Origin of the sequence: Parapedobacter luteus, assembly GCF_900168055.1 — a bacterium.
GTDB lineage: Bacteria > Bacteroidota > Bacteroidia > Sphingobacteriales > Sphingobacteriaceae > Parapedobacter > Parapedobacter luteus.
Genome location: NZ_FUYS01000006.1, coordinates 94,436 through 116,153, shown reverse-complemented (window position 1 = coordinate 116,153; position 21,718 = coordinate 94,436). Strand labels below are relative to the sequence as shown.

General features: G+C 53.3%; 20 protein-coding genes. 10 read left to right on the top strand and 10 right to left on the bottom strand.

Annotated elements, in window-relative coordinates; all coding sequences use genetic code 11:
* Positions 1-79 precede the first annotated feature (79 nt).
* Entirely contained in the window at positions 80-295 is a 216-nt protein-coding gene (locus B5X72_RS13035; protein WP_079717355.1) for a hypothetical protein, read from the bottom strand.
* 232 nt (positions 296-527) lie between these two features.
* Here B5X72_RS13035 and B5X72_RS13030 point away from each other — a divergent pair, with 232 nt between their 5' ends.
* From B5X72_RS13030 to B5X72_RS13020, 3 genes are all read left to right on the top strand, one after another.
* On the top strand, positions 528-1,949 hold the full coding sequence (locus B5X72_RS13030) for a sensor histidine kinase (RefSeq protein WP_079717354.1): 1,422 nt from the start codon (positions 528-530) through the stop codon (positions 1,947-1,949).
* A 247-nt stretch (positions 1,950-2,196) separates the two neighbouring features.
* Positions 2,197-4,410: a glycoside hydrolase family 88 protein gene (locus B5X72_RS13025; RefSeq protein WP_079717353.1), complete on the top strand. Its 2,214-nt coding sequence runs from the start codon at positions 2,197-2,199 to the stop codon at positions 4,408-4,410.
* Positions 4,411-4,478: 68 nt separating this feature from the next.
* Positions 4,479-5,243 carry an SDR family oxidoreductase gene (locus B5X72_RS13020; RefSeq protein ID WP_079717352.1) on the top strand — a complete coding sequence of 255 codons (765 nt, stop codon included), beginning with the start codon at positions 4,479-4,481 and terminating at the stop codon, positions 5,241-5,243.
* A 25-nt stretch (positions 5,244-5,268) separates the two neighbouring features.
* On the opposite strand, the gene B5X72_RS13015 is transcribed toward B5X72_RS13020, so the two are convergent.
* Complete coding sequence (locus B5X72_RS13015) at positions 5,269-6,282, bottom strand: SDR family NAD(P)-dependent oxidoreductase (protein WP_079717351.1); 1,014 nt, start codon at positions 6,280-6,282, stop codon at positions 5,269-5,271.
* Positions 6,279-6,752 (bottom strand): DUF2938 domain-containing protein, encoded by a 474-nt coding sequence (locus B5X72_RS13010; protein WP_139378683.1) that lies wholly within the window; start codon positions 6,750-6,752, stop codon positions 6,279-6,281. The genes B5X72_RS13015 and B5X72_RS13010 overlap by 4 nt, the downstream gene beginning before the upstream one ends.
* 103 nt (positions 6,753-6,855) lie before the next feature.
* Here B5X72_RS13010 and B5X72_RS13005 point away from each other — a divergent pair, with 103 nt between their 5' ends.
* Positions 6,856-7,233, top strand: a complete 378-nt coding sequence (locus B5X72_RS13005) for a SpoIIAA family protein (RefSeq protein ID WP_079717349.1) — start codon at positions 6,856-6,858, stop codon at positions 7,231-7,233.
* Between the two features lie 239 nt (positions 7,234-7,472).
* Positions 7,473-8,315 carry a manganese catalase family protein gene (locus B5X72_RS13000; protein WP_079717348.1) on the top strand — a complete coding sequence of 281 codons (843 nt, stop codon included), beginning with the start codon at positions 7,473-7,475 and terminating at the stop codon, positions 8,313-8,315.
* Between the two features lie 63 nt (positions 8,316-8,378).
* Here B5X72_RS13000 and B5X72_RS12995 read toward each other — a convergent pair whose 3' ends face one another.
* The 3 genes from B5X72_RS12995 to B5X72_RS12985 all read right to left on the bottom strand — a co-directional run bounded on the left by B5X72_RS12995 (position 8,379) and on the right by B5X72_RS12985 (position 9,847).
* Positions 8,379-9,041 (bottom strand): hypothetical protein, encoded by a 663-nt coding sequence (locus B5X72_RS12995; protein ID WP_079717347.1) that lies wholly within the window; start codon positions 9,039-9,041, stop codon positions 8,379-8,381.
* Between the two features lie 18 nt (positions 9,042-9,059).
* Positions 9,060-9,311 carry a hypothetical protein gene (locus B5X72_RS12990; protein ID WP_079717346.1) on the bottom strand — a complete coding sequence of 84 codons (252 nt, stop codon included), beginning with the start codon at positions 9,309-9,311 and terminating at the stop codon, positions 9,060-9,062.
* A gap of 131 nt (positions 9,312-9,442) precedes the next feature.
* Positions 9,443-9,847, bottom strand: a complete 405-nt coding sequence (locus B5X72_RS12985) for an SPW repeat protein (RefSeq protein WP_079717345.1) — start codon at positions 9,845-9,847, stop codon at positions 9,443-9,445.
* A 319-nt stretch (positions 9,848-10,166) separates the two neighbouring features.
* Here B5X72_RS12985 and B5X72_RS12980 point away from each other — a divergent pair, with 319 nt between their 5' ends.
* The 3 genes from B5X72_RS12980 to B5X72_RS12970 are packed head-to-tail and all read left to right on the top strand — an operon-like array spanning position 10,167 to position 12,663.
* Complete coding sequence (locus tag B5X72_RS12980) at positions 10,167-10,694, top strand: DUF4142 domain-containing protein (RefSeq protein ID WP_176146199.1); 528 nt, start codon at positions 10,167-10,169, stop codon at positions 10,692-10,694.
* Between the two features lie 4 nt (positions 10,695-10,698).
* Positions 10,699-11,400, top strand: coding sequence for an SRPBCC family protein (locus B5X72_RS12975; RefSeq protein WP_176146198.1), 702 nt, complete (start codon positions 10,699-10,701; stop codon positions 11,398-11,400).
* 6 nt (positions 11,401-11,406) lie between these two features.
* The gene (locus tag B5X72_RS12970) at positions 11,407-12,663 is read left to right on the top strand and encodes a zinc-dependent alcohol dehydrogenase (protein ID WP_079717342.1); all 1,257 of its coding nucleotides are present in this window, start codon (positions 11,407-11,409) and stop codon (positions 12,661-12,663) included.
* Here B5X72_RS12970 and B5X72_RS12965 read toward each other — a convergent pair.
* On the bottom strand, positions 12,614-12,874 hold the full coding sequence (locus B5X72_RS12965; RefSeq protein ID WP_079717341.1) for a hypothetical protein: 261 nt from the start codon (positions 12,872-12,874) through the stop codon (positions 12,614-12,616). The two genes, B5X72_RS12970 and B5X72_RS12965, sit on opposite strands and share 50 nt — an antisense overlap.
* 125 nt (positions 12,875-12,999) lie before the next feature.
* Between B5X72_RS12965 and treY the strand changes: the two genes are divergently transcribed.
* Together treY and glgX are read left to right on the top strand one after the other, a co-directional pair.
* A complete protein-coding gene (treY, locus tag B5X72_RS12960) occupies positions 13,000-17,082 on the top strand; it encodes a malto-oligosyltrehalose synthase (RefSeq protein ID WP_139378682.1) in 4,083 nt (1,360 codons plus the stop codon).
* 39 nt (positions 17,083-17,121) lie between these two features.
* A complete protein-coding gene (gene glgX / locus B5X72_RS12955) occupies positions 17,122-19,242 on the top strand; it encodes a glycogen debranching protein GlgX (RefSeq protein ID WP_079717339.1) in 2,121 nt (706 codons plus the stop codon).
* A gap of 91 nt (positions 19,243-19,333) precedes the next feature.
* Here glgX and B5X72_RS12950 read toward each other — a convergent pair whose 3' ends face one another.
* From B5X72_RS12950 to B5X72_RS12940, 3 genes are read right to left on the bottom strand one after another with little or no spacing between them, the layout of a single operon-like run.
* Positions 19,334-19,723: an SPW repeat domain-containing protein gene (locus B5X72_RS12950; protein ID WP_079717338.1), complete on the bottom strand. Its 390-nt coding sequence runs from the start codon at positions 19,721-19,723 to the stop codon at positions 19,334-19,336.
* Between the two features lie 12 nt (positions 19,724-19,735).
* Positions 19,736-20,068: a four-helix bundle copper-binding protein gene (locus B5X72_RS20605; protein ID WP_139378681.1), complete on the bottom strand. Its 333-nt coding sequence runs from the start codon at positions 20,066-20,068 to the stop codon at positions 19,736-19,738.
* Between the two features lie 10 nt (positions 20,069-20,078).
* Complete coding sequence (locus B5X72_RS12940) at positions 20,079-21,710, bottom strand: alpha-amylase family glycosyl hydrolase (protein ID WP_079717336.1); 1,632 nt, start codon at positions 21,708-21,710, stop codon at positions 20,079-20,081.
* Positions 21,711-21,718: the final 8 nt, after the last annotated feature.

Below are 21,718 nucleotides of genomic sequence, written 5' to 3'. Positions count from 1 at the left end.
GTCTCTATACGGCTCCGCACGCGGTGTTTCGCTGAAATGCCGCCTGAATGTGCGTTTAAACGTGTACAAAGTCGCGACCTTAGTCACTGGATTGTGTATCTGTGTCAGTCGGGGCTCCGCCGTCGCCATCGGCGTTATCGGCATCGTCCTCGGTCTCGCGGCTTTCTTCGTCATCTGCATCCATATATTGTTGTGGTCTATCGAAAGCCATGTGGGCTGCATGTTCGTTCTCCAAGGTGCTCTTCCCCTTTTTCTCCGGATCATCCGGTACGTGTTGTTTGTTGTTGCTTGTCATCGCCAATATCCTCCTTTTATTCAACAGCACGCAAGGGTAAATGTTTGGCTGCTCATTGCATTGAGGTGAAGCATCCCATAGATTGGGAAGTACGTTAACCGGGAGAACCGGTAAATAGTCGATAGCTCGCCGACACGGAGCTAAATTGACGGAATTTTGACCTTCTATACGAGGAAATTAAATTGTTTTCAGCACTTTTGTAGTATTAGGCGTACAAGTTGATAATTTATCGTTGAAAAGCAAATATAGCCGTTCATTTTTGGCCTTGCTTAGGGGGGGCTGGCAGGAGCTGGTGGGAAAGCCAGGGATGCTGCCCAATGAAAACCGCAGTTTTAATGTGGTGTCGCTATTTATGATTGCACTGGTGGGGATTTTAATCCCCTTAAACTTTTATTTGGGGCTGCCGGTGCTTGCGATTGTCTTGATCGTTACCGAAATTATGCTGATTACGATGTTCGGCTTATCGCGCTATCGCGGTCTGCACCGTACGGGATTGCATGTGTATGCCGGCTACAGCTACCTGCTGGTCATCTTTACTTACTTCTACAACGATGGGAGTGCCGGACCGGCGCTTTACTTTTTTTTGCTCACCTATCAGCTGCTCATTGCGTTTACCAGCAGCCGGCTGCAGTGGGTATGGACGATATTGCACTTCCTGTTGCCCGTTAGCTTGCTGGCGATGGAATACGTCAACCCATCGGTCATCTATAATGGTTACGACTCCAGGGGTGCCCGCTTTGCCGATCTCATGACCTCGATTCCCATCATCGTCATCTGCACCTTTGTGGCAGCAAGCTACTTCCGCAAAAGGTATGAGTGCGAACGGGCAGCGGCCGAAGAACATGCCAAGCATATTGAGCAACAGAATGAACGCATCCGGCTGCAGAATGAATTGTTGACGGCTGCCAACCGCGAAAAGGTAGAGCTGATATCCATCCTCGGCCATGACCTGCGGAATCCGATGAATGCCATCATCGGTACACTTGAAATTCTGACCAAAGAGGAACTCCCTCCCGACGTAACCAAAAAGCTTAAGGAGGATTTGCTGATGGCTGCACACAATACGTCCGACCTGTTGAATAATGTACTGGCTTGGGTATCCGGGCAGATCAAGGGTATTCACCCCCTGCTTACCTGGGTGGAACCCTGCAGCGTCATCGAGCGTATATTGGCCGTGCAGCGTTACATGGCCGAAAAGAAAGGAATAGCCATCCAACTGAGTATCGAAAAGGGCATTAAAGTGATTTCAGATGCTGAAATGCTGGAAGTAATCATCCGAAACCTGATAAGCAACGCTTTGAAATTTACACCCCAAAACGGCACGATAACGCTGTCTGTCGTGGCTGATGCCGCAACCGGACAATGTATGATTTCGGTGCGCGATGACGGGGTGGGCATGACTGATGAGGATGTAAAGCGGATTTTCAACGGTCATATCCAGTCAACCTATGGCACGGAGAGCGAAAAAGGAATAGGCCTGGGCTTGTTTCTATGCCGTGAGCTTACACTCCGGCTGAACGGTGAGATTTGGGCCGAAAGTGAACTGGGCAAAGGTTCTGTCTTTTTCCTCGCATTGCCGCTCTATGACAATGGCAAGGCCAATGATCCGGTCACCCCGCGCCTGACCGAACGGGATGAAGCCGTTGCCGGATAATTGGGCTCGTGGCTTACGGGATGGATACAAACCACGTTATACACCTGAATAGTCTGAAAGCACCATGCGGAAAGCCAGCCGTTTAAAAATTAGGACGGCTGATTCGGTTTTTTAAACATGCTTGCGCAAAGCAGCGGACAATCTTAGCGTAACATTCGGACAACGATAACGCGCATGTCGCCCAGTAGCAGTTGGAGTGATTTATGTAATAAACGCTTAACACTTCGGTTAAATGCGTTGAACTTACATGAAGAAACAGAAAGATAATGTATCACCTTGGAGCTTGCATCTCACCCAGCAGCTTTTGAGCCAAGCTGCCTCAGTCGTCACAGAAAAACAACTTTCAAACAGGACAGTGCAGGTGATCCGAACCGACGATGCGCTGGCGGTATGCGTACACCAGGCGAAGGGTACTAAGCTGGTTTTCCGGGCAGCGTATACGCCGGCGGCAGATTTGACGATCGCCCACAGCCGGTCAGCAGGCGCTGAGCTAAGCTATACACTCCGGTCTGCGATTGGCCGCTACCGGGTGGTCATCTGGATGGATACCATCCAGCAGGTGCCGATGCTGCGCTATGTCACGCACTTCACCCCGCGGGACGATTTCCGTATCCCGTTTTGGCCGAAAGATGTATTGATACTCAATCCTGACGGCGGCATAGGTGGTGTAGAAGCCAATATCCACGTGGAACAGCTGGGCCTTCGCAGTGGCATGGTATATTTCAGTATCACGGAGCCAGCGGAGGGATCGGCGCTGTACCTGCAAAACCTGACCGCACTAAACAACTATTGCGCGGATACCGGTACTTCCGTGGCCGGTACGGTAGATGGCAAATGGCCCGAGTTCGGCTTTGCGCCGCCGGCGACAACCGACAAGCCGCTGTGCGGTGGTAAAGAATACACCATCGGCGATGCGTTTGTCGCCTTCGCCGACCGGGTGCCCACTGATCAATTTGACAAGGCAAAGCAGTTTACAGATTTGCTCGCCGGCCTTTATGTGCAACTGCCCAAACCGCCAACGGCATATCATGATTACGTGGGCATTGCAGCCAAGGCGTTGCAGGAGCTGGCTACCCATAAGGGCTGCTGGTCGCATCACCAGGGCCATAGTTACCTCAATGCTTATGTGTGCGACTATAAAACGCCGCCCGAAATCATGGTGCAGCTGGCGGTGCTGCTGCCGCTGAAAGAGTATGAGGAGTGGATGGGCGAAGACGTGCCGTTGATCGCCGAGATCGAAGCGGGGCTTCCCGAGTTTTACGATGCAAACGTCGGCACCGTCAGGCGCTGGCTGCCCGCTGCGGACCACCAGTTGGACGGCAGCGAAGAGCAGAAGCAGGTGCTGGTCATGGACTCCTGGTACCTGCACCACCCACTACTCAACCTTTCGCGCATGGCGCTTCACGGCGACGAAGTAGCAAAAGACCTATTTTTGAAGTCACTAGATTACGCTATCCAGGTGGCTCACCACTTTGACTATAAATGGCCGGTGTTTTATAAGATGGATACATTGGAGGTGGTCAAGGCCGAGACAAAGCCGGGAGCCGGTGGCGAAAAGGACGTCGGTGGGATCTATGCACATGTGATGCTGCAAGCGTGGGATCTCACCGGCGATGACAAGTACCTGAGGGAGGCTAAGAAAGCAGCCAAATCGCTCGTGTCGGTGGGTTTCGACCTTTTCTACCAAGCTAATAATACGGCGTTTGCCGCTGGGGCGATGCTCCGCCTATGGAAGGCCACCAAGGATGAAGTGTACCTCGATTTGGGTTATCTCCTCATGGCTAATGTCTTTAAAAACCTGGCGCTGTGGGACTGCCGGTACGGATATGGGAATCATTTCCCGCTGTTTTTCGCTGTCTTCCCACTGAATGATGCGCCTTACATGGCAGTCTACGAAGAGGTGGAGGTGTTTGCCGCCGTGCATGAGTATTTATCGCAGGCGGACGATACGCCCTTGTCGCGTTCGTATGCACTGCTCCTTGCCGAATTCATCCGCTACGCGTTGCACCGGATGGTACATTATTACCCTACGGTATTGCCGCGGGAGATGCTGGCCAATGATGTCAAAACGGGGGAGATAGACCCCAATTTGTGGGTGCCACTGGAGGATATCAATCCAGGGTGGGACAAGTCCGGCAGTGTGGGGCAGGAGGTATATGGCGCGGCTTTTCCGTTTGCCGTCATCCCGAGGCACTACATGAAAATTGCAGGTGGGGCATACCTGCTCTTCGTCGACTACCCTATCGCAGAAAGGGCCGCAGAAAACCGGGAGCTGCGCTTCAAGGTGCTGGGCGATGAGCGGCTGTCGTGCAAGTTGTATATCCTTCGGTCAGGCACGGGCGAATCACTGGATATCACAGTCTCGGCGGCGCAACAGGGGGGCATCAAACCTCAAACCGTTGGGGGTGATACCGTTTGCTACGAGGTGCATGGCAAACAACATGTGGTGATCAGCTGGTAATATTTGCCGGCAAAATGGGGCAGTAACGAATTCAGGCAGTAATTGTTAACGAAAAAAACGAAGTTATTATGGAAGCAGTCAAAGCAATCTATGAGGACAAACTGATCCAACCGGTAAAAGGCAAGCGCATTTTGATCACCGGAGGGACTACGGGTATCGGGCGGGCTACTGCCCACCTGCTGGCACGTGAAAACCAGGTAATGATAGTAGGCCGGCATGAGCAAGAGCTGGAGGATGCACTCAGCGATTTTCGGCAACCGACTCAATCGCGGGGAGGCCTGGCCGGTGAGGTGGGCGATTTGGTAAACCCGCAGGATATCGAAAGGCTTTTCAGCCGCGTGGATGAGGAATTCGGCCAGCTGGATGTGCTCATCAATAACGCAGGGCTCGCCTTCAACAGCATTTTAGAAGGGAGTTATGACGACTGGGCGTATATTCTCAACACTAACCTGTTGGGCTACCTCGCATGCAGCCGCCAGGCAATCGATCGTATGCGCGCCCGTGGCGAGGGCCATATTGTCAATATCGGGTCGATGAGTGCCGATGTGCGCGAGAAGGACAGCTCTGTGTATGTGGCGACTAAGTCGGGCATTCAGGGATTTTCTGAGTCCCTACGGAAAGAGGTGAACGACCTGGGCATTAAGGTGACCCTCATCGAGCCTGGGGCGGTGGGTACGGACATGCAACCCCGCGAGGGGCAGGAAGAGCAGATAGAAAAGCTGGAGATGCTGAAAGCCGAAGACATCGCTGTGGCTATTTATTACTGCTTGTCTACTCCAAAACGGTGCGACGTGGTGGAAATGCAAATCAGGCCGCACCAACAGCAGATTTAAAAAACACAAGGCGCTGCCGCAGGAACTATGGCTGTGACTTGCGGCGCGCCTCCTTTTCTTTCTTCATCCGCTGGCGCACACCGTCATCGACGCCGGTTCCTGCTTCCATGGGTTCATGTACACTGCCGGAAGTGGGAGGGGCTGGGGGCGCATTTTCGACTTGGTACTTATGCGCAATATTTGCTGATATCCGTTCGGTAAAATGGGGCAACAGCCGGTGGAAAATAACCGCCACCTTTGCCTTGCCGCCCACGGCAGCTTGTTTACGCGGCCGAATAGCACGGCGGATAACCGCATTGATCACTTTTTCGGGCGGATCCATGGCGGCCATCCGGGGGGTACCGCCGCTGTAATTGGCAGCGTGCCGCCAAAAAGGAGTGTCTACGGCCCAAGGCTTTATCGTTACGACCTTTATCTGCTTATGGCCGCTCAGCCTGAGCTCCTGGTTGATGGCCTGCCCCAAATTCAATATGCCTGCTTTTGTGGCAGCATAAGACGCATGGTAGGCAATGGGGCTGTTGCTTTCTACCGATCCCATATTGATCAGTGTACCATATCCTTGCTTACGGAATAGGGTGATGGCGGCATAGCTACCATAGATGAATCCGGTAAGGTTGACATCTACCAGACGGGCCTGATCAGCAAGCGGAATTTCCCAAAACCGCCCAATGGCGCCTACTCCGGCCATGTTTATCCATACATCTACGGTACCATACCGGGTTACCGCGGCTTCGGCCAGGTGTTCCACGGCTTGCGGGTCACTGATATCCATCGGCACCACCAAGGCCGTGCCGCCGGCTTGGCGTATGCCGGCAGCTATTTCTTCAAGTACCGATCCCCGCCGAGCGGCAAGTACCACATTAGCCTTGTAGGCCCCCAGTTGTTCGGCCACGCCACGGCCGAAGCCGCTGGAGGCACCAATAATGACAAACGTCTTTCCGTGGATTTTTTTCTGGCCGGAAGGGCCAAGCTTGGCGGTACCGCAACCGGTAAGCAATAGGACGGCAAGGGCATACCAATAAAAGGTGCTTTGTTTCATAGCGATTTATGCTTGGTGAATAATGGCATAGGCGCTGAGCATACGCGCGCTACAGATATGCTGAAAACCAGATGGGCGGCAAGCAGATGGAGGTAAAAGGCAGTGCGTCCGTTTCGCGGTGGGGCTGGATGCAACCGGAAGGCGGTATGCCACCACATGACGGCCGTAAGGCCACCACACCAACCATATAACAGGGCATGGGACAGTGTGGGCTTGGCGCGCATATATTTCCAGCTATGATAAAACACCGCAGCCAAAGCACAACCTATCGCATAATGGGTCGCCCAACCGGCAGGTCGCGCGATGCCGCTTTTGCGGGGTAGCAACGTGCCACGCAGCAGGTGATCCAGTAACAGAGGTTCGTTGAAATTGTCGCGCGCCGCTCGTGAGGCCAGGTGGCTGAATAGGGTCATCGTGCTGGTCGCCACAATACCGGCGGCAATGAAGCGTGGTGATTCCCGGTAGCTCATAACATTGTTTTTTCCATTCGTTGCCATCGCTATGCCATTCTTGGGCAGAGGGGTGCGCCGAAGTGGTATGGAATTGTCATTCTGATAGCAAAAAGATAAGACTATGGTAACCTTGATGACCAATTTCCCCGACCACGTGGTGGCTTACCGGGCAGCCGGGACCGTGACAAAAGATGAATACGAAGCGGTGGTAATGGCGCGGGTAGACGAGGTGGCCGCACGCTACGGGAAGATTAATTTCATCGTTTTTTTGGAAACAGGGATGGAAAATTACAGTTTGACGGCGTTCGTTGACTACCTCAAAATCAGCTTCAAGCATTTCAGCAAGTGGAACCGCATGGCCATTGTATCGGACCAGCGCTGGCTGCGGATGGCATACGAAGCATTGAGCCCGCTGGTACATGGCGAGATACGGTGTTATCCGTTGGATGATTTTCAGACGGCGAAAGAATGGGTGTCGGCGCCGCTGCCGGCCGATTGATAAGATCTGGGAAGTGTAGCGCGACTTTGCCACCTTATCTTGTATTCTGAACAGGATATGCTGTTTTCAGTACACCCGCCGGAAGCATTGCTAACAGGTTTCTGATCGATTATGCCCGGATGATGGGCTTTTTGTCAGTTGTCACAGGTTACCGGGGTTATCGGGGGGTTATGGAATAGTGGTTGTCAACGCTATGTTGGAGTATTAACCCTATCAGTTTACCAATTAAATGAATCATTATGTTTTATCACGAAAAAAGACTGCAGTATCAAGTGCGGGTGGACAAACCGGACCCGCAATTTGCACGCCTGCTGCAACAGGCTATCGGCGGTATCGAAGGGGAGATACGGGTATGTCTACAATACCTGTTTCAAGCGTGGGGCAACCGGGGGCCTGCTAAATACCGCGATATGTTGCTCGAAACCGGCACCGAGGAAATATCGCATATCGAAATGCTGTGCACCGCTGTGGCGCTCAACCTGGAGGGCGCAAAAGGGAATGTCATCGACCAGGTGGTGTCTGAAAATCCCGTGGTAGAGCAGATTATGGGCGGTATGGACCCGCGCCATTACCTCTCCGCCGGATTGGCGGCAATGGCTACTGACGCTAATGGCGTGCCGTTCAATGGTTCATGGGTGGTGGCCAGTGGCAACCTGGCGGCAGATATGTACGCGAATGTGATGGCCGAAGCAACTGGCCGTACGTTGGCTACCCGCTTGTGGCAATCGACCACCGACCCGGGCATGAAAGATATGCTTGCCTTCTTGATAGCACGGGATAACATGCATCAAAATCAGTGGCTCGCTGTCTTGGAAGATCTCGGTGGTGTGGAAGGTGTGCATCCCATCCCCAACAGTTTCCCGCAGGATCTTGAAAACCAAAGTGTCAATTATGCATTTGTATCGACAAATATCGAACGGCCCGAAAATCCGAATGCACGGTGGAGTACTGGCGCATCCATAGACGGCAAGGGACAGTTTACGTTTGAACATATCCGGGCCATGGGAGACGAACCGGTGTTGGCGCCGCCGATAAAAGAGGGCTATGCACAGAAGGAGCAGCAACTCGATAAAATCCTTTAACTGAAAATTCTCGCCCGGGCTGCATTAAGCCGGGGCGGGAATCTTTTTTTGTTTGGTCAATTGTCAATCTGCCGGTTGTGCCATTAATAAACCGTCTTTTATCATCCGCTCCAATAAAACCTCCGGATATTCCTTGGCAAAGGCATCGATGCTTGCCGGGTTGACTGTCTCGGACTGCGCCGACCAAACCAGCCGATCGGTTGCTGCATTGTAGAGGTTGGTCTCCAGAAAATAGGTTTTGTCCGTCACGTAGTAGCCCGGATCATACATGATAGGATGCCAGTAATTGAAGTATGAGTAGAAGCCGCCATACCAATTGTACATCGGAAAGGGGGCATAGCGGGCAGTGCCGCGCACATACCGGGTGTTAGCTTCGGTATCGATGAGTGACACCGTAAGGATGGCGTCCACGCCGGTTTCCTGTATTTTGGCAAATAATTCGTCACGCGCCGGAATTTGGTGGAAAAAGTCAGGCGTAAAGATGTCCGAACTCTTTACCGCTTTGATGTTCAGTTCGGCGGCCTTGGCCGCCAATGCGTTTTCCAATTTGGTGCGTACTTCGATATTGCGGCTTAGCGCAGTGATTAGTACGCTTTTGCTTTCGCCGGTACTGACGTCTACGGCCGGATCTTTCCACGATCCGGTAATGCGTGTGGATGTGCTGCAGGCACTGATCAGCACGCACAGAATAAGTGGCAGGAGTTTTCCCGATTGGTGTGTTTTCATGGTTTACTCGTTTTAATGTTACGTTGCTTTTCCTTTAAGATCCCAGTGGTCTTTCAACAGCTTACCGTCTTCCGACTTCTTTAGCCGCCTGACGTATCGCTCGCCTTTAATCTGCCCTTGCTCGTCTTTTTTCCCGAGGAATAAAAGAATGGGCGCCCCGGTAGCGTCGGTCTTGAAAGCGAGGTCCAGGTTTTTGTAGCTGGTTTCAACCAAGGTGTTGGGAGCATATTGCTTGTCCAAAATTTTTAGTATGTCATTGCCCAAATTCATGGTTTATCGTTAATTTAACCTGATTAAGTAAAAGGGCATCCGGTAGATGTAAGGTGCCGACCGCAGAGGCGTCATACATTCGCCAGATGCCCGAGTTTAAGACATGTGCTGTACGTCCTGCACATGTGGCATCAATGAGTAGTTCCCCGCAGTGCGCTACCCTGGCGACCTGGCCTCCGGGGCTGGGCATGCTGTGACGCCGATACCGTAAACAATCCAGCACCAGCTTCCAAAATTCCCAAGATGAGGTGAGGCCCGTAAAACTGGTCGGCAAACCCGAATAGCCAGGGCGAAGCAGCAAGCACTAATCCGGCAAAAACGTCTATCGCCAAGTGGGTTGACATTGGAATTTCCTTCACCACGCCTCCCTCATAGTCGGTGAATAGCGACATCCCGATAATCGCCACCCCGATGATGACGGCCACCCAAGTTGCTGCCGCGATGGACGTAAACCCAAACAGCCAAGGGGCTGCAATCAGTAGTAATCCTGCCATATAATCCAATACGGCATGAAATCTTCGGCCAATGAATCTCATAATCTTTTTGTTTAGTACAACACTTATTTTTATATGCAGTGGGTAACGAAAAATTCACGCCAAATTAACGCAGGAAGCCCAGGCGGCTGCGACGCATGTTAGTGTCCTAAATCAGCGACCGCTTGTTTGCTTTTGAAGAAGTGCGTTCCATATCCGTTTACATCACAACCGTGGCACTCGCCCCGACAACCAGCTATGGTGTAGCTAATGGCTGGCATTGTGCCGGAAAACAGCTTTGGAACGGACTTGGCAACGTAAACGGCAGTAAACGGAAATATCATTAAAGATAAAACACATGAAGAAGAAGGAGAAAAAACAAATGAAGAAGATCAACTTGTTGTGGCTAGTGATGCCATGTGTCCTATTAGCGGGAGCCTGTGATGATGACGACGATGATAGGGTAGACCGCATGCAAAATCAGGAGTTTGTGACGCTTGCGGCAAGTAGCAATCGCTTCGAGATAGAGGCGGGAGAACTGGCTGGTGAACAGGGAGCTGATGACCGCGTCATTGAATATGGCAACCATATGGTGATGGACCACGGCATGGCAGGTACAGAGCTCGCGGCGTTGGCAACCGCTAAAGGCTGGAATATGCCGAACGACTTATTAGAAAAAGAGCGCGAAATGCTGGAAGACTTGATGGTACTCGAAGGCGCGGCATTCGACCAGGAGTTTGCACGGAAGATGGTGATCTCCCATGAAGAGGCCGTCTCGTTGTTTGAGCGTGCCTCCGGTCCGGAAGGGGTGCTGGATGAAGAGTTGAGGGAATGGGCCGCAGGCAAGCTGCCGACATTGCGGGCACATCTGGAGGACGCGCGTGCGTTGAATGCGCAGATCAATCCGTAAAATCATGAGTAGGAAAATCGTGAAAAATGTAGGCACAACCGAGCGCATCGTTTCCATTGCGCTCGGTGCCTACTTGGGGTATAACGGCCTTAAAAATCTACGCTACCAATCGGTACCAGCACTCCTGGCCAGCGGGTACCTGTTTGTTCGTGGTGGGCTGGGCTATTGCCCAATCAGTCGGTGGCTGGGCAAAAAGGACATCCACAACCCTGCCATCAACGTCAAAGCAGTCATGACCGTGAATAAGCCCAGGGAAGAAGTGTACCGCTATTGGCGGGCGCTGGCCAACCTTCCTTCATTTATGCCCCACCTGCACGAGGTGGCGGAGATAGACGAACGGCGTTCCCACTGGATTGCCGAGATGCCGGGCATGGGCGGCAAAATCGAGTGGGATGCCGAAATTGTCAAAGATGAGCCTAATGAATTGATCGGCTGGCAATCCATCAACGGATCGCCTGTCAAAAACGCCGGAAAAGTACAATTTTATGATGCCCCCAGACGAGGCACGGAGATGCGGGTGATTTTTAGTTACCACCCGCCTGCTGGCGGACTAGGCACCGCGGCGGCAAAATTGCTGAACCCGCTTTTCAAAGGCGTGATCGAAAATGAAATTTACAACTTTAAACGCGTAATGGAGGCTGGCGAAATACCTACCACTGATGGACAGCCTGCCGGAAAGCGAACCGGAAAACTGAAACTGATATAAGCTGTTATGAAAGCACTGTGTTGGAATGGGGTCAAGGACCTAAAAGTTGAAAAGGTCGACGACCCTAAAATACTGAATGAGCGGGACGCTATCGTGAAAGTGACAATGAGTTCCGTATGCGGCTCTGACCTGCACTTAATCAACGGGTTCGTTCCTTCAATGCAAGCGGGGGATATTCTGGGGCACGAGTTTATCGGAGAGATTGTCGAGGTGGGACCCGAGGTGCGCCAGTTGGCAGTGGGCGACCGCGTAGTGGTGGTGTCTATCATCGGCTGCGGGGAGTGCGAATACTGCAAGGATGAACTGTGGTCGCTTTGTGACAATTCCAACCCCAATGGCATCCTGCAAAAGAAAGTATTCCAGTATCCGACCGCAGGCATTTTTGGCTATTCGCACCTTTTTGGCGGCTATGCTGGCAGCCATGCCGAGTACATCCGGGTGCCCTTTGCAGACCACGGCGCATTTAAAATACCGGATGACATACCAGACGAGAAGGCCGTATTTGTGTCTGATGGTGTACCCACCGGCTACATGGCCGCAGAGATGGCGGACATTAAGCCAGGCGATGTCGTAGCGGTATGGGGCGCCGGGGGTGTTGGGCAGATGGCCATCCAGGCGGCCTATCACCTCGGGGCGGAGCGCGTCATCGCCATTGACAGCGTTGACTACCGGCTGGCAGCAGCAGCTACCCATAGCAAAGCAGAAGTGATCAACTACCGGGATGCCGATGTACTGGATGTGCTCAAGGAATCTACTGGCGGCAGAGGGCCGGATTGTTGCATTGACGCTGTGGGTATGGAGGCCAACAGTACGGGCATAGAACATTACTATGACCGGACCAAGCAGTTTTTAAAATTGGAGACCGATAGGCCTGCCGTGCTGCGACAGGCGATTGCGGCTTGCCGAAAAGGAGGCACCGTGTCCGTAGTAGGGGTGTATGCCGGCTTTGCGGATAAGATACCTCTGGGACTCTTCTTGAATAAGGGGTTGACCATGCGTGGTGGCCAGATGCATGGCCAACGTTATGTGCCCCTGTTGTTTGAACTTATCCGCGAAGGAAGAATAGATCCCGCTTTTATGCTTACCCACCCCACCCCACTCCGTGATGGACCAAAGGCCTACGAACTGTTCAATGGGCGGACAGATGGTTGTATGCGCGCAGTGATTATGCCACAGCAGGCAACAGAACATATCGCTGGCGCACCGAGTTTGATTAATATTGTTGATAAAGAAAATGCTGTAGGTCTTCCAGTGTGTGAATAGGTTCTACGCGGTGGGTACCGTAATTGACAGCATACACTTCGCTGTCACCCTCTTCCTTGGCATCGCCTGCCGCCGGTAAATATTCTTCCACACCAAGCCAGGGTTTGCTGCGCAGGATAAAAAAGCGAAGTAAACGGCCGTTGGCGAAACAAGGGCCTTCAGGTGGATTGAATCCCATCAGTTCAAGTTGGTGCCTGTCAAGCGTCTTCATGGTACTCCCTTTCTTTGGCCAACACGGGGTGGGTCATTTTGTTTGATTATCGGATACAAAAAATCGTACTTTTTTTAAAAAACTATTCCGAACAATCATCGGATTGGTGGGTTAACCCATTACTTATGGAGAATGTACCTGCTACGACTTATCGGATTCAACTAAATAAGGACTTCACGCTTTCGGATTTGGAGCGGTTGATTCCTTACCTCCAGCACCTGGGCATCGGTGCGGTGTATGCATCACCGGTTTTCGAGGCTGTGCCGGACAGCACGCACGGGTATGACCAGACAAATCCCCTGCAAATCAATCCGGAAATCGGTACACTCGAACAATTGAAGAATGTGGCTAAGCAACTTGCGGCTGCAGGTATCGGCTGGATACAGGATATTGTGCCCAACCATATGGCCTTTCATCCCGGCAATGCTTGGCTTTGGGATGTACTGGAAAATGGATCCGACTCGCGGTTTAGCCGCTTTTTCGATACGCCGATAGCGTTTCCGGACTATTTTTCGGGCCGCCTGATGCTGCCATTTCTTGATGCGCCGCTGGATGACGTGATTGCTGCGGGCCGCCTGAAGGTGCAAGCCATAGGCAACAAGCTGGTCTTTGACCACAACGGACAGCAATGGCCCATTAATGCAGCCGGACAGGCACTTATCCGCCCGCACCTTGGGCAGGACGGCAATCTGCCCCCTGAATGGCAGGAGTCGCTTATCCGTAAAGTGATCGCCTGCCAGTATTATGAGCCATGCCACTGGCAGGAAACGGAGCATCGGATTAATTACCGACGGTTTTTTACGGTGAATGGCCTCATTGCGGTGAATGTGCAGGATCACCGCGTGTTTCAAGCCACGCACAGGCTGTTGGCCAAGCTGGTAAAGGATGGCGTATTTACCGGGCTGCGTATTGATCATGTGGATGGTCTGGCTGACCCGACGGGCTACCTGCTCCGGCTGCGGCAACTGGTGGGTGAAGATATTTACCTGGTGGTCGAAAAAATTCTTCAGCAGGATGAGGCGCTCCCCAGCCACTGGCCCATACAGGGCGCCACGGGCTATGAATTCCTGGCTATGGTCAACGGCTTGCTGGCCGATGGCAGCAGCGAACGCCGGATGTCACGTTTTTATGATAAGCTGGTAGGGCAGACACCCCCATCGCAGCTGCTGCACGAGGTAAAGCGCAAACAGTTGCATGACGCGATGGCGGGTGAGCTGGACAACTTGTTTCATTTTTTCCGCGATGGGATACTGAACGGCAGTGAGCTGCCAGGAAACGTGGATGAGCCTGCGCTTAAGGTAGCTTTGGCGTCATTTGTGGTTCACTGCCCAGTGTACCGTTGGTATGGGCGCACGTTTCCGCTGAGTGAGCCGGAAGCGGACGCGGTACGGCATACGTTGCAGCAAGCCGCCGCAAGCGAACCGCAATTGCGGGAGGCGCTGAGTTTTTTGGAAAGCCAGCTGGTCCCGGCTTTTTTATCCGGTACCAAACGGCGGGTTAAGGATATGACCACATTTTACCAGCGGTGCATGCAGCTTACCGGTGCACTTATGGCCAAGGGGCTCGAAGATACGCTCATGTACAGGTACCACCGTTATATCGGCGCAAATGAGGTAGGCGGTACGCCTGCGATGTACAGCGTTGCTGTGGCCGACTTCCACCGGTTTATGCAAGAGCGCGCCATGCAGTACCCGGATGCATTGAACGCGACGGCAACGCACGATACCAAGCGTGGCGAAGATGTAAGGGCACGATTGCAAACCATCACGGCATTCCCGCGCGTCTGGACGGCGACGGTAAAGGCGTGGATGCGTTTGAACGCACCCTATAAAACCGAGGGGATGCCGGATGTAAACGATGAATATTTTTGCTATCAAACGCTGTGGGGAACATTCCCGATGCCGGGCCAGCCGATCAAAGGGTACCGCGAGCGATTGGAGGCTTACCTAACCAAAGCACTGCGTGAGGCAAAACGATATACCGACTGGACGAACCCCAATCAAACGTATGAGTCGGCAACCGTCCGTTTTATCCGGCGCATATTGCGGCCGGGCACGCCTTTCTACCAGGAGTTTCGTGCGCTGCATGCGCAATGGGCAGATGTAGCTATCGTCAATTCGCTTGTGCAGATAGTGCTTAAGTTTACGTGCCCAGGGATACCTGACATCTATCAGGGCTGTGAGGGATGGGATCTGTCGTTTGTGGATCCGGACAATCGCCGCGCCGTGGATTTTGATATGCGGCGCAAATGGCAGCAGAAGTTGCGAGCGGAACGGCAGGGAACAGCCATGGTGGATGAATGGTGGGCAGATCGCTACAGCGGACTGTTGAAATATGCCGTCACCGAGCGTCTGGCACAGCTGCGGCTGTCGCATAAGACACTCTTCGGGACAGGCAGCTATGAACCAGTGACAGCGGCTGGCAGACGACGCGACCATGTACTTTCGTTTGTACGGCGGCAGGGCAATGAATGGTTGCTGGTGGCCGTCCCACTTCATTTGCGGGAGACAATGGTTTCCGGCACCTATAGCGCAAAACAAATCGATTGGGGCAATACACGGATACAACTACCCGAAGGTGCTCCGCAAAAATGGCGGCATGCCATCACGGGTGAGACTTATGAGGTAGAAGGTGCTTTGCGGCTTGCTGATGCCTTCCGGCGGTTGCCGGTGGGGGTGTGGACAGCTTCGGATATACCGCGCGAAAGCAAGCGTGGTGCCGGCGTGCTGCTGCCGCTGTTTTCGCTTCCAGGGCCCTATGGGGCTGGCGATCTGGGCCCCGAGGCTCATCGGTTTGCCGATTTCCTGCGTGGGGCGCGGCAACGCTATTGGCTGATGCTTCCTCATAACCCGACGGACGAGGGCGTGGGGTATTCGCCCTATAGTACCCGATCGGCGATGGCCGGCAATACGCTGCTGCTGAGCCTTGATGAATTCGGGAGGCAAGGCTGGATTACCGAAAGTGAATTGGCGGTCAACCGCCGTTCCGTATCTGCCCGTGTGGATTATGCGAATGCCGAAGCGTTGAAGCATGTTTTCTTGGGCAAGGCGTTCCGCAACTATATGCAGCAATGGAATGGCAAGGAGGAGCCGGGTTTCGGCGACTTTTGTGCACGTGAGGCCGACTGGCTGGACGACTATGCGGACTACGTGATGCTCCGCGAGCTTCACCAAGGCAAACCCTGGTATGCCTGGCCACGGGCGTACCGCAACCGGGAACAACAGGCGATAGCCACATTCCGAAGTAAGCATGCACTTGCACGCCAGCAGGTGAAGTGGCTACAATATCAGTTTTATAGGCAATGGCAGCGCTTGAAGGCGCATTGCCACCAAGCCGGTATCAGGCTGATAGGGGATCTGCCGTTCTATATCAACCACGATGCGGCGGATGTATGGGCACATCCCGAACTGTTCAGTCTGGACAGCCGTGGTCGCATGGTGGGCACGGCGGGTGTACCGCCGGATTATTTCAACGCCGACGGGCAAGCCTGGGGTATGCCGGTTTACCGCTGGGAAAACCATACCGCGCAAGGCTATGGATGGTGGATAGCGCGCATACGCAAAAATATGGAGTTGTATGATTTGCTGAGGCTCGACCACTTCAGGGCATTTCATGACTATTGGGAAATTCCCAAAGGGGCCAATAGCGCCAAGCAGGGCAAATGGCGGGTCGGACCGGGAGCAGCGCTCTTCGATGCGGTAAAGGAGGCAATAGGCGAGCTGTTTTTCATCGCGGAAGATTTGGGCGATATCCATGACGGTATCTACCAACTGCGCGACGGACTGGGCCTCCCGGGCATGAAGGTGCTGCAGTTCGCCTTCGGCGATGATGTGGGGACAAACCTCCATGCGCCTCACCTCCACGCTGCCAACGATGTGGTGTTTACCGGCACGCATGACAACAACACAGCTGCGGGATGGTATCGTGATGAGTTGCCGGCCGAAGGCAAGGCACAGTTGAGCGCTTACGCCGGCACGGGGCGCCTGAATCCGCAACAGGCGTGCGATGTGCTGTGCCGCATGGCTTACGCTTCCCCGGCACAACTGGCCCTCATCCCGATGCAGGACTTGCTGAGATTGGGTGGCGAGGCCCGGATGAACGTGCCCGCTGCGCCGCAGGCTAATTGGCAGTGGCGGCTGGAGGCCAAACAGCTGACCTCCCGTTTGCAGCGGCAGCTGTGCGAGTGGGTGCAGCTCTACGGCCGATAATATTTGAAACAAAAACTATCACTTTATAGTTGTCTGGTTATGGAACGCTCAATCTATCCGGGGAAACCTTATCCATTAGGAGCCACATGGGATGGCGAAGGAGTGAACTTCTCCCTTTTTGCCGAAAATGCTACAAAAGTACAGCTCTGCCTGTTCGATGGCGATGCGGTGGATGCCCGTGAGGAACGTATCACCCTCACGGAACGCACCCATCAGGTGTGGCATGGTTACATTCCCGGCCTGCCGCCGGGCCAACGGTATGGCTACCGCGTGCACGGACCTTTTGACCCGCATGCTGGGCATCGGTATAATCCGCACAAGCTGCTGCTCGATCCGTACGCCAAAGCGGTATCCGGTGTGGTCAATATGCATGAGGCGCACCTGGGATATGAAGTGGGCCACCCTGATAGTGATTTGAGCTTCAGCAAGGTGGATAGTGCACCCTATGTGCCCAAATCTGTAGTCATTGATCCGGCATTCGATTGGGAGGGCGATACGCAGCTCAATATTCCTTTCCATAAAACCATCATCTATGAGGCCCATGTAAAAGGATTGACCAAGCTCAATCCGGAAGTTCCCGAAGCACTACGTGGTACCTACGCCGGGCTGGGTCATCCGGCAACGGTACGCTACCTCAAAGAACTGGGCATTACGGCCATTGAGTTGATGCCGGTGCACCAGTTTGTCAACGATCGGCAGGCGGACGGCCTGTCCAATTACTGGGGGTATAATTCTATCGGTTTCTTTGCTCCTGAAGCGCGCTATGCGGCTTCCGGGACCATGGGCGAGCAGGTGCAAGAATTTAAAAATATGGTCAAGGCACTGCATGCCGCGAACATCGAAGTGATCTTAGATGTGGTATACAACCACACCGCGGAAGGCAACCACTTGGGGCCTACGCTATGCTTCAAAGGCGTTGACAACGCCGCCTACTATCGGTTAACAGACGATTGCCGGTATTACATGGATTACACCGGAACCGGCAACACGTTGAATGTCAATCTGCCCAATGTCTTACGGCTGATTATGGACAGCCTGCGGTATTGGATCACGGAAATGCACGTTGACGGCTTCCGCTTTGATTTGGCGGCCACGCTGGCACGCGAGCTTCATGAAGTGGACCGTTTGAGTGCTTTTTTTGATATCATCCACCAAGACCCGGTGATTTCGCAGGTGAAGCTCATTGCTGAGCCTTGGGACCTCGGCGAAGGGGGTTACCAAGTGGGTAATTTTCCGCCCGGATGGGCCGAATGGAATGGCAAATACCGCGATTGCGTACGTGATTACTGGCGTGGCGCAGAAAGTACGCTATCTGAATTTGCGGAGCGCTTTACGGGGAGCTCGGACCTGTATCAGGATGATTACCGGCGGCCGACAGCCAGCATCAATTTCGTGACCGCCCATGACGGATTTACACTGAATGACCTGGTGTCTTACAACGATAAGCATAATGAAGCGAACGGCGAAGACAATCGCGATGGCGAGAGCCACAACCGCTCGTGGAACTGCGGTGCTGAGGGTCCGACCGATGATGTGGAGGTCAACGCGCTGCGTGCGCGGCAGAAGCGCAATTTCCTGACGACACTCCTGCTATCGCAAGGCGTGCCTATGCTGTTGGCAGGCGACGAGGTGAGCCGGACGCAACAGGGGAATAATAATGCGTATTGCCAAGACAACGAAATTTCATGGTTCCATTGGGACAAGCTGGATGAGAGACTACTGCAATTCACCCGCAAAGTCATCGCCCTCCGCCGTAAGCATCCGGTGTTCTGCCGCCGGAAGTGGTTTACCGGACGGCCTATCAAGGGCATCGGCGTGGAAGATATTGCCTGGTTTCTGCCGGACGGCCGGGAAATGCCAGACGAAAACTGGGACCATGACTTCGCCCGCTCGCTGGCGATATTCCTTAGTGGCCACGGTATCCACTCCCTTGGTGAGAAAGGAGAGCGCATCATCGATGATAGCTTTTACTTGATTTTCAATGCCTACCATGAACCGCTGGATTTTGTGTTGCCCAAAGACAAGAAATACGGCCGCGCATGGGAAAAGGTGATTGATACAGCTTTGGAAGCGGATGACGCTGACGGAGATACTTATCAAGCTGGCGATACGGTGCAAATCGTTGGCAGAGCCGTTCACGTGTATCGGCAAGTTAAATAGCCGGAATCCTGTACTGAATCAATGCTTGCTGATTTATAGCCTGACTACGCTGGTGCGGTGCATTGCGCAGGGCCAGGGCTGGCGCTAGCCGTTAAGAGCGCCTATAAACGAAATCAACGGGGATGTGCCGTTTCATCTGCGATGAATTAACAGTCAGGAGGCTGGCAACGATAGACAACAGACCGAACGCTACATGCGGCATGTAGGTGTCTTCATAAAAGTAAAATAACCAAGGCGAAGCAACCAAAAAGATACCCGTAAAGAGGTCGCCCCATAGGTGGGTAGACATGGCTATTTTTTTGGAAACTCCACCTTCGTAGTTGGTGAATAACGACATGACAATCACCATAAAGCCCAAAGCCATCATGATATTTCGGGCGGCTGGTATGGCGGCAAAACCAAAGAGCCAGGGGCTGGCCAGCATGGCGATGCCAGAAAGGTAATCAAGTACGGCGTGTACGGGTCTACTAATGAATCGCATGATGGGTGTGTTTTAGTGGTCATTGATGAATTGGCGGCATGCCTCGCTGCATAGCAAACATGCCGCGGCACATTGCTGGCAATAGTCTTCTTCCTGCTTGTCACATTCCTCGGCGCAAAGCTTGCAAACAAAGTCGCAAACGGCAAGTAAAGACGGTACGAGTACCGATTTCCGCTTTATCGAGCGCACCAATAGCATACACGTGTCGGCACAATCCTGGCTTAAGCGAATGCAAGTAGCCAACGCACCGACGCGCTCGGAAGCCAAGCAAGCGGCCGCACATTTTTCACTACTCAGTGCACAGTGCCAAAGTTTTTCCAATACGGCGTGATAGCGTTCGTCCATGATTTACAAGTTAAGTGGTGGCGTCGTCGCGGTGCTCCAGCCGTACGACAATGCCTTCATCTCCATTGAGGTAAATGTTTTCGCTAATTATCGTGTCTTCCATCTCCGGCGATGTTGCGACGACCACCTGTCCGTGGAGGTAGGGTTGCTGGCTTTGCCGGTATCGGCAAGGGCGCGACGTCAGGTTCAAGACCACCAGAAAGCTGTCGCCATCCGGTGAATCACGCCGGTAAACTATTACCTGATCGTTGGAAAACAGCGGCGTGTAACTTCCCTGGTTCAATGCCGGTTCCGAATTTCGCAATTCGATGAGCTTGCGGTGCAAGGAAAGCATGGAGAAAGGGTCGTCACGTTGCCGCTCCACATTGACACGGCGATAGCGCTTGTCTACCCGAAGCCACGGCTTGGCCGTGGAAAACCCGGCATGTGCCTCGCCAGACCATTGCATAGGCGTGCGGCAGGGGTCGCGGCTTAAATCTTTCTCGGGCATATTAAGTCCTTGCGGGTCTTGCATTTCTTCGGCCGGAATGGCTACATCACGCATGCCTATTTCATCGCCGTAATATAAGGTGGGTGTGCCTCGCAGGGTGAGCAGCAGCATGGCCGCTACCCGTGCTTGGGATTCGCCCACGCGGCTGACGATGCGTGGATTGTCATGATTGCCCAAAACCCAGTTGGGCCATCCATTAGCGGGCAGCGCGCCTTCGTATTGGTCTATCGCTGCGGCAATCTCCTGAGCTTGCCAGGGCAACCGCACCAGCAGGAAATTGAACGGCATATGTGCCCCGTCATTTTGCGCACCATAGTACGTCATGAGCTGCTGTATGGGCAGATACACCTCGCCGATGAGGACACGCTCGTCATACGCGTCAGTCACTTCCCGCATACGGGCAACAATCGCGTGCACCTCAGGTTGGTCGGTCGAGTAAACGGGCAGCAGTTGATCGTAAGTGGGCTGGCTTTCGGTATAATCCGGATTCACCGGGTTGTCGCGCAACTGGGCGTCTTTGATAAGGTGCCACATCACATCGACACGGAAACCGTCGACACCTTTATCCAGCCAAAAACGCATGACATCATACATGGCTTCCTGCACAGCTTCATTACGCCAATTGAGATCCGGCTGTTCTTTGAGAAACCCGTGGTAGTAGTATTGCCGCGTATGGGCATCCCACTCCCAAGCGCTGCCGCCGAATACGCTTTTCCAGTTGTTGGGCTCACCGCCGTCGGGCTTGCCGTCTTGCCAGATATACCAATCGCGTTTGGCGGACGCTTTTGAGCTCTTTGATTCGACAAACCAGGGATGGAGGTCTGAAGTGTGGTTGGGCACAAAATCCAAAATAACCTTCAGGCCGCGTTGGTGTGCTCCCTGCAGAAGCTGCTCGAAATCGTCCATTGTGCCAAACAGCGGATCGATATCCGTATAGTTGGCGATATCGTATCCAAAATCGGCCATGGGTGAAGGATAAAACGGAGATATCCAAATGGCGCGTACACCTAACCATTGGATGTAATCCAACCGATGCATAATCCCTTGCAAATCACCAATGCCATCTCCATTCGCATCGTAGAACGAGCGCGGATAGATTTGATAAATGACACCGGTTTTCCACCAAGGCGAATGGGTTGTCAATGAAGTCATGAGCGCTG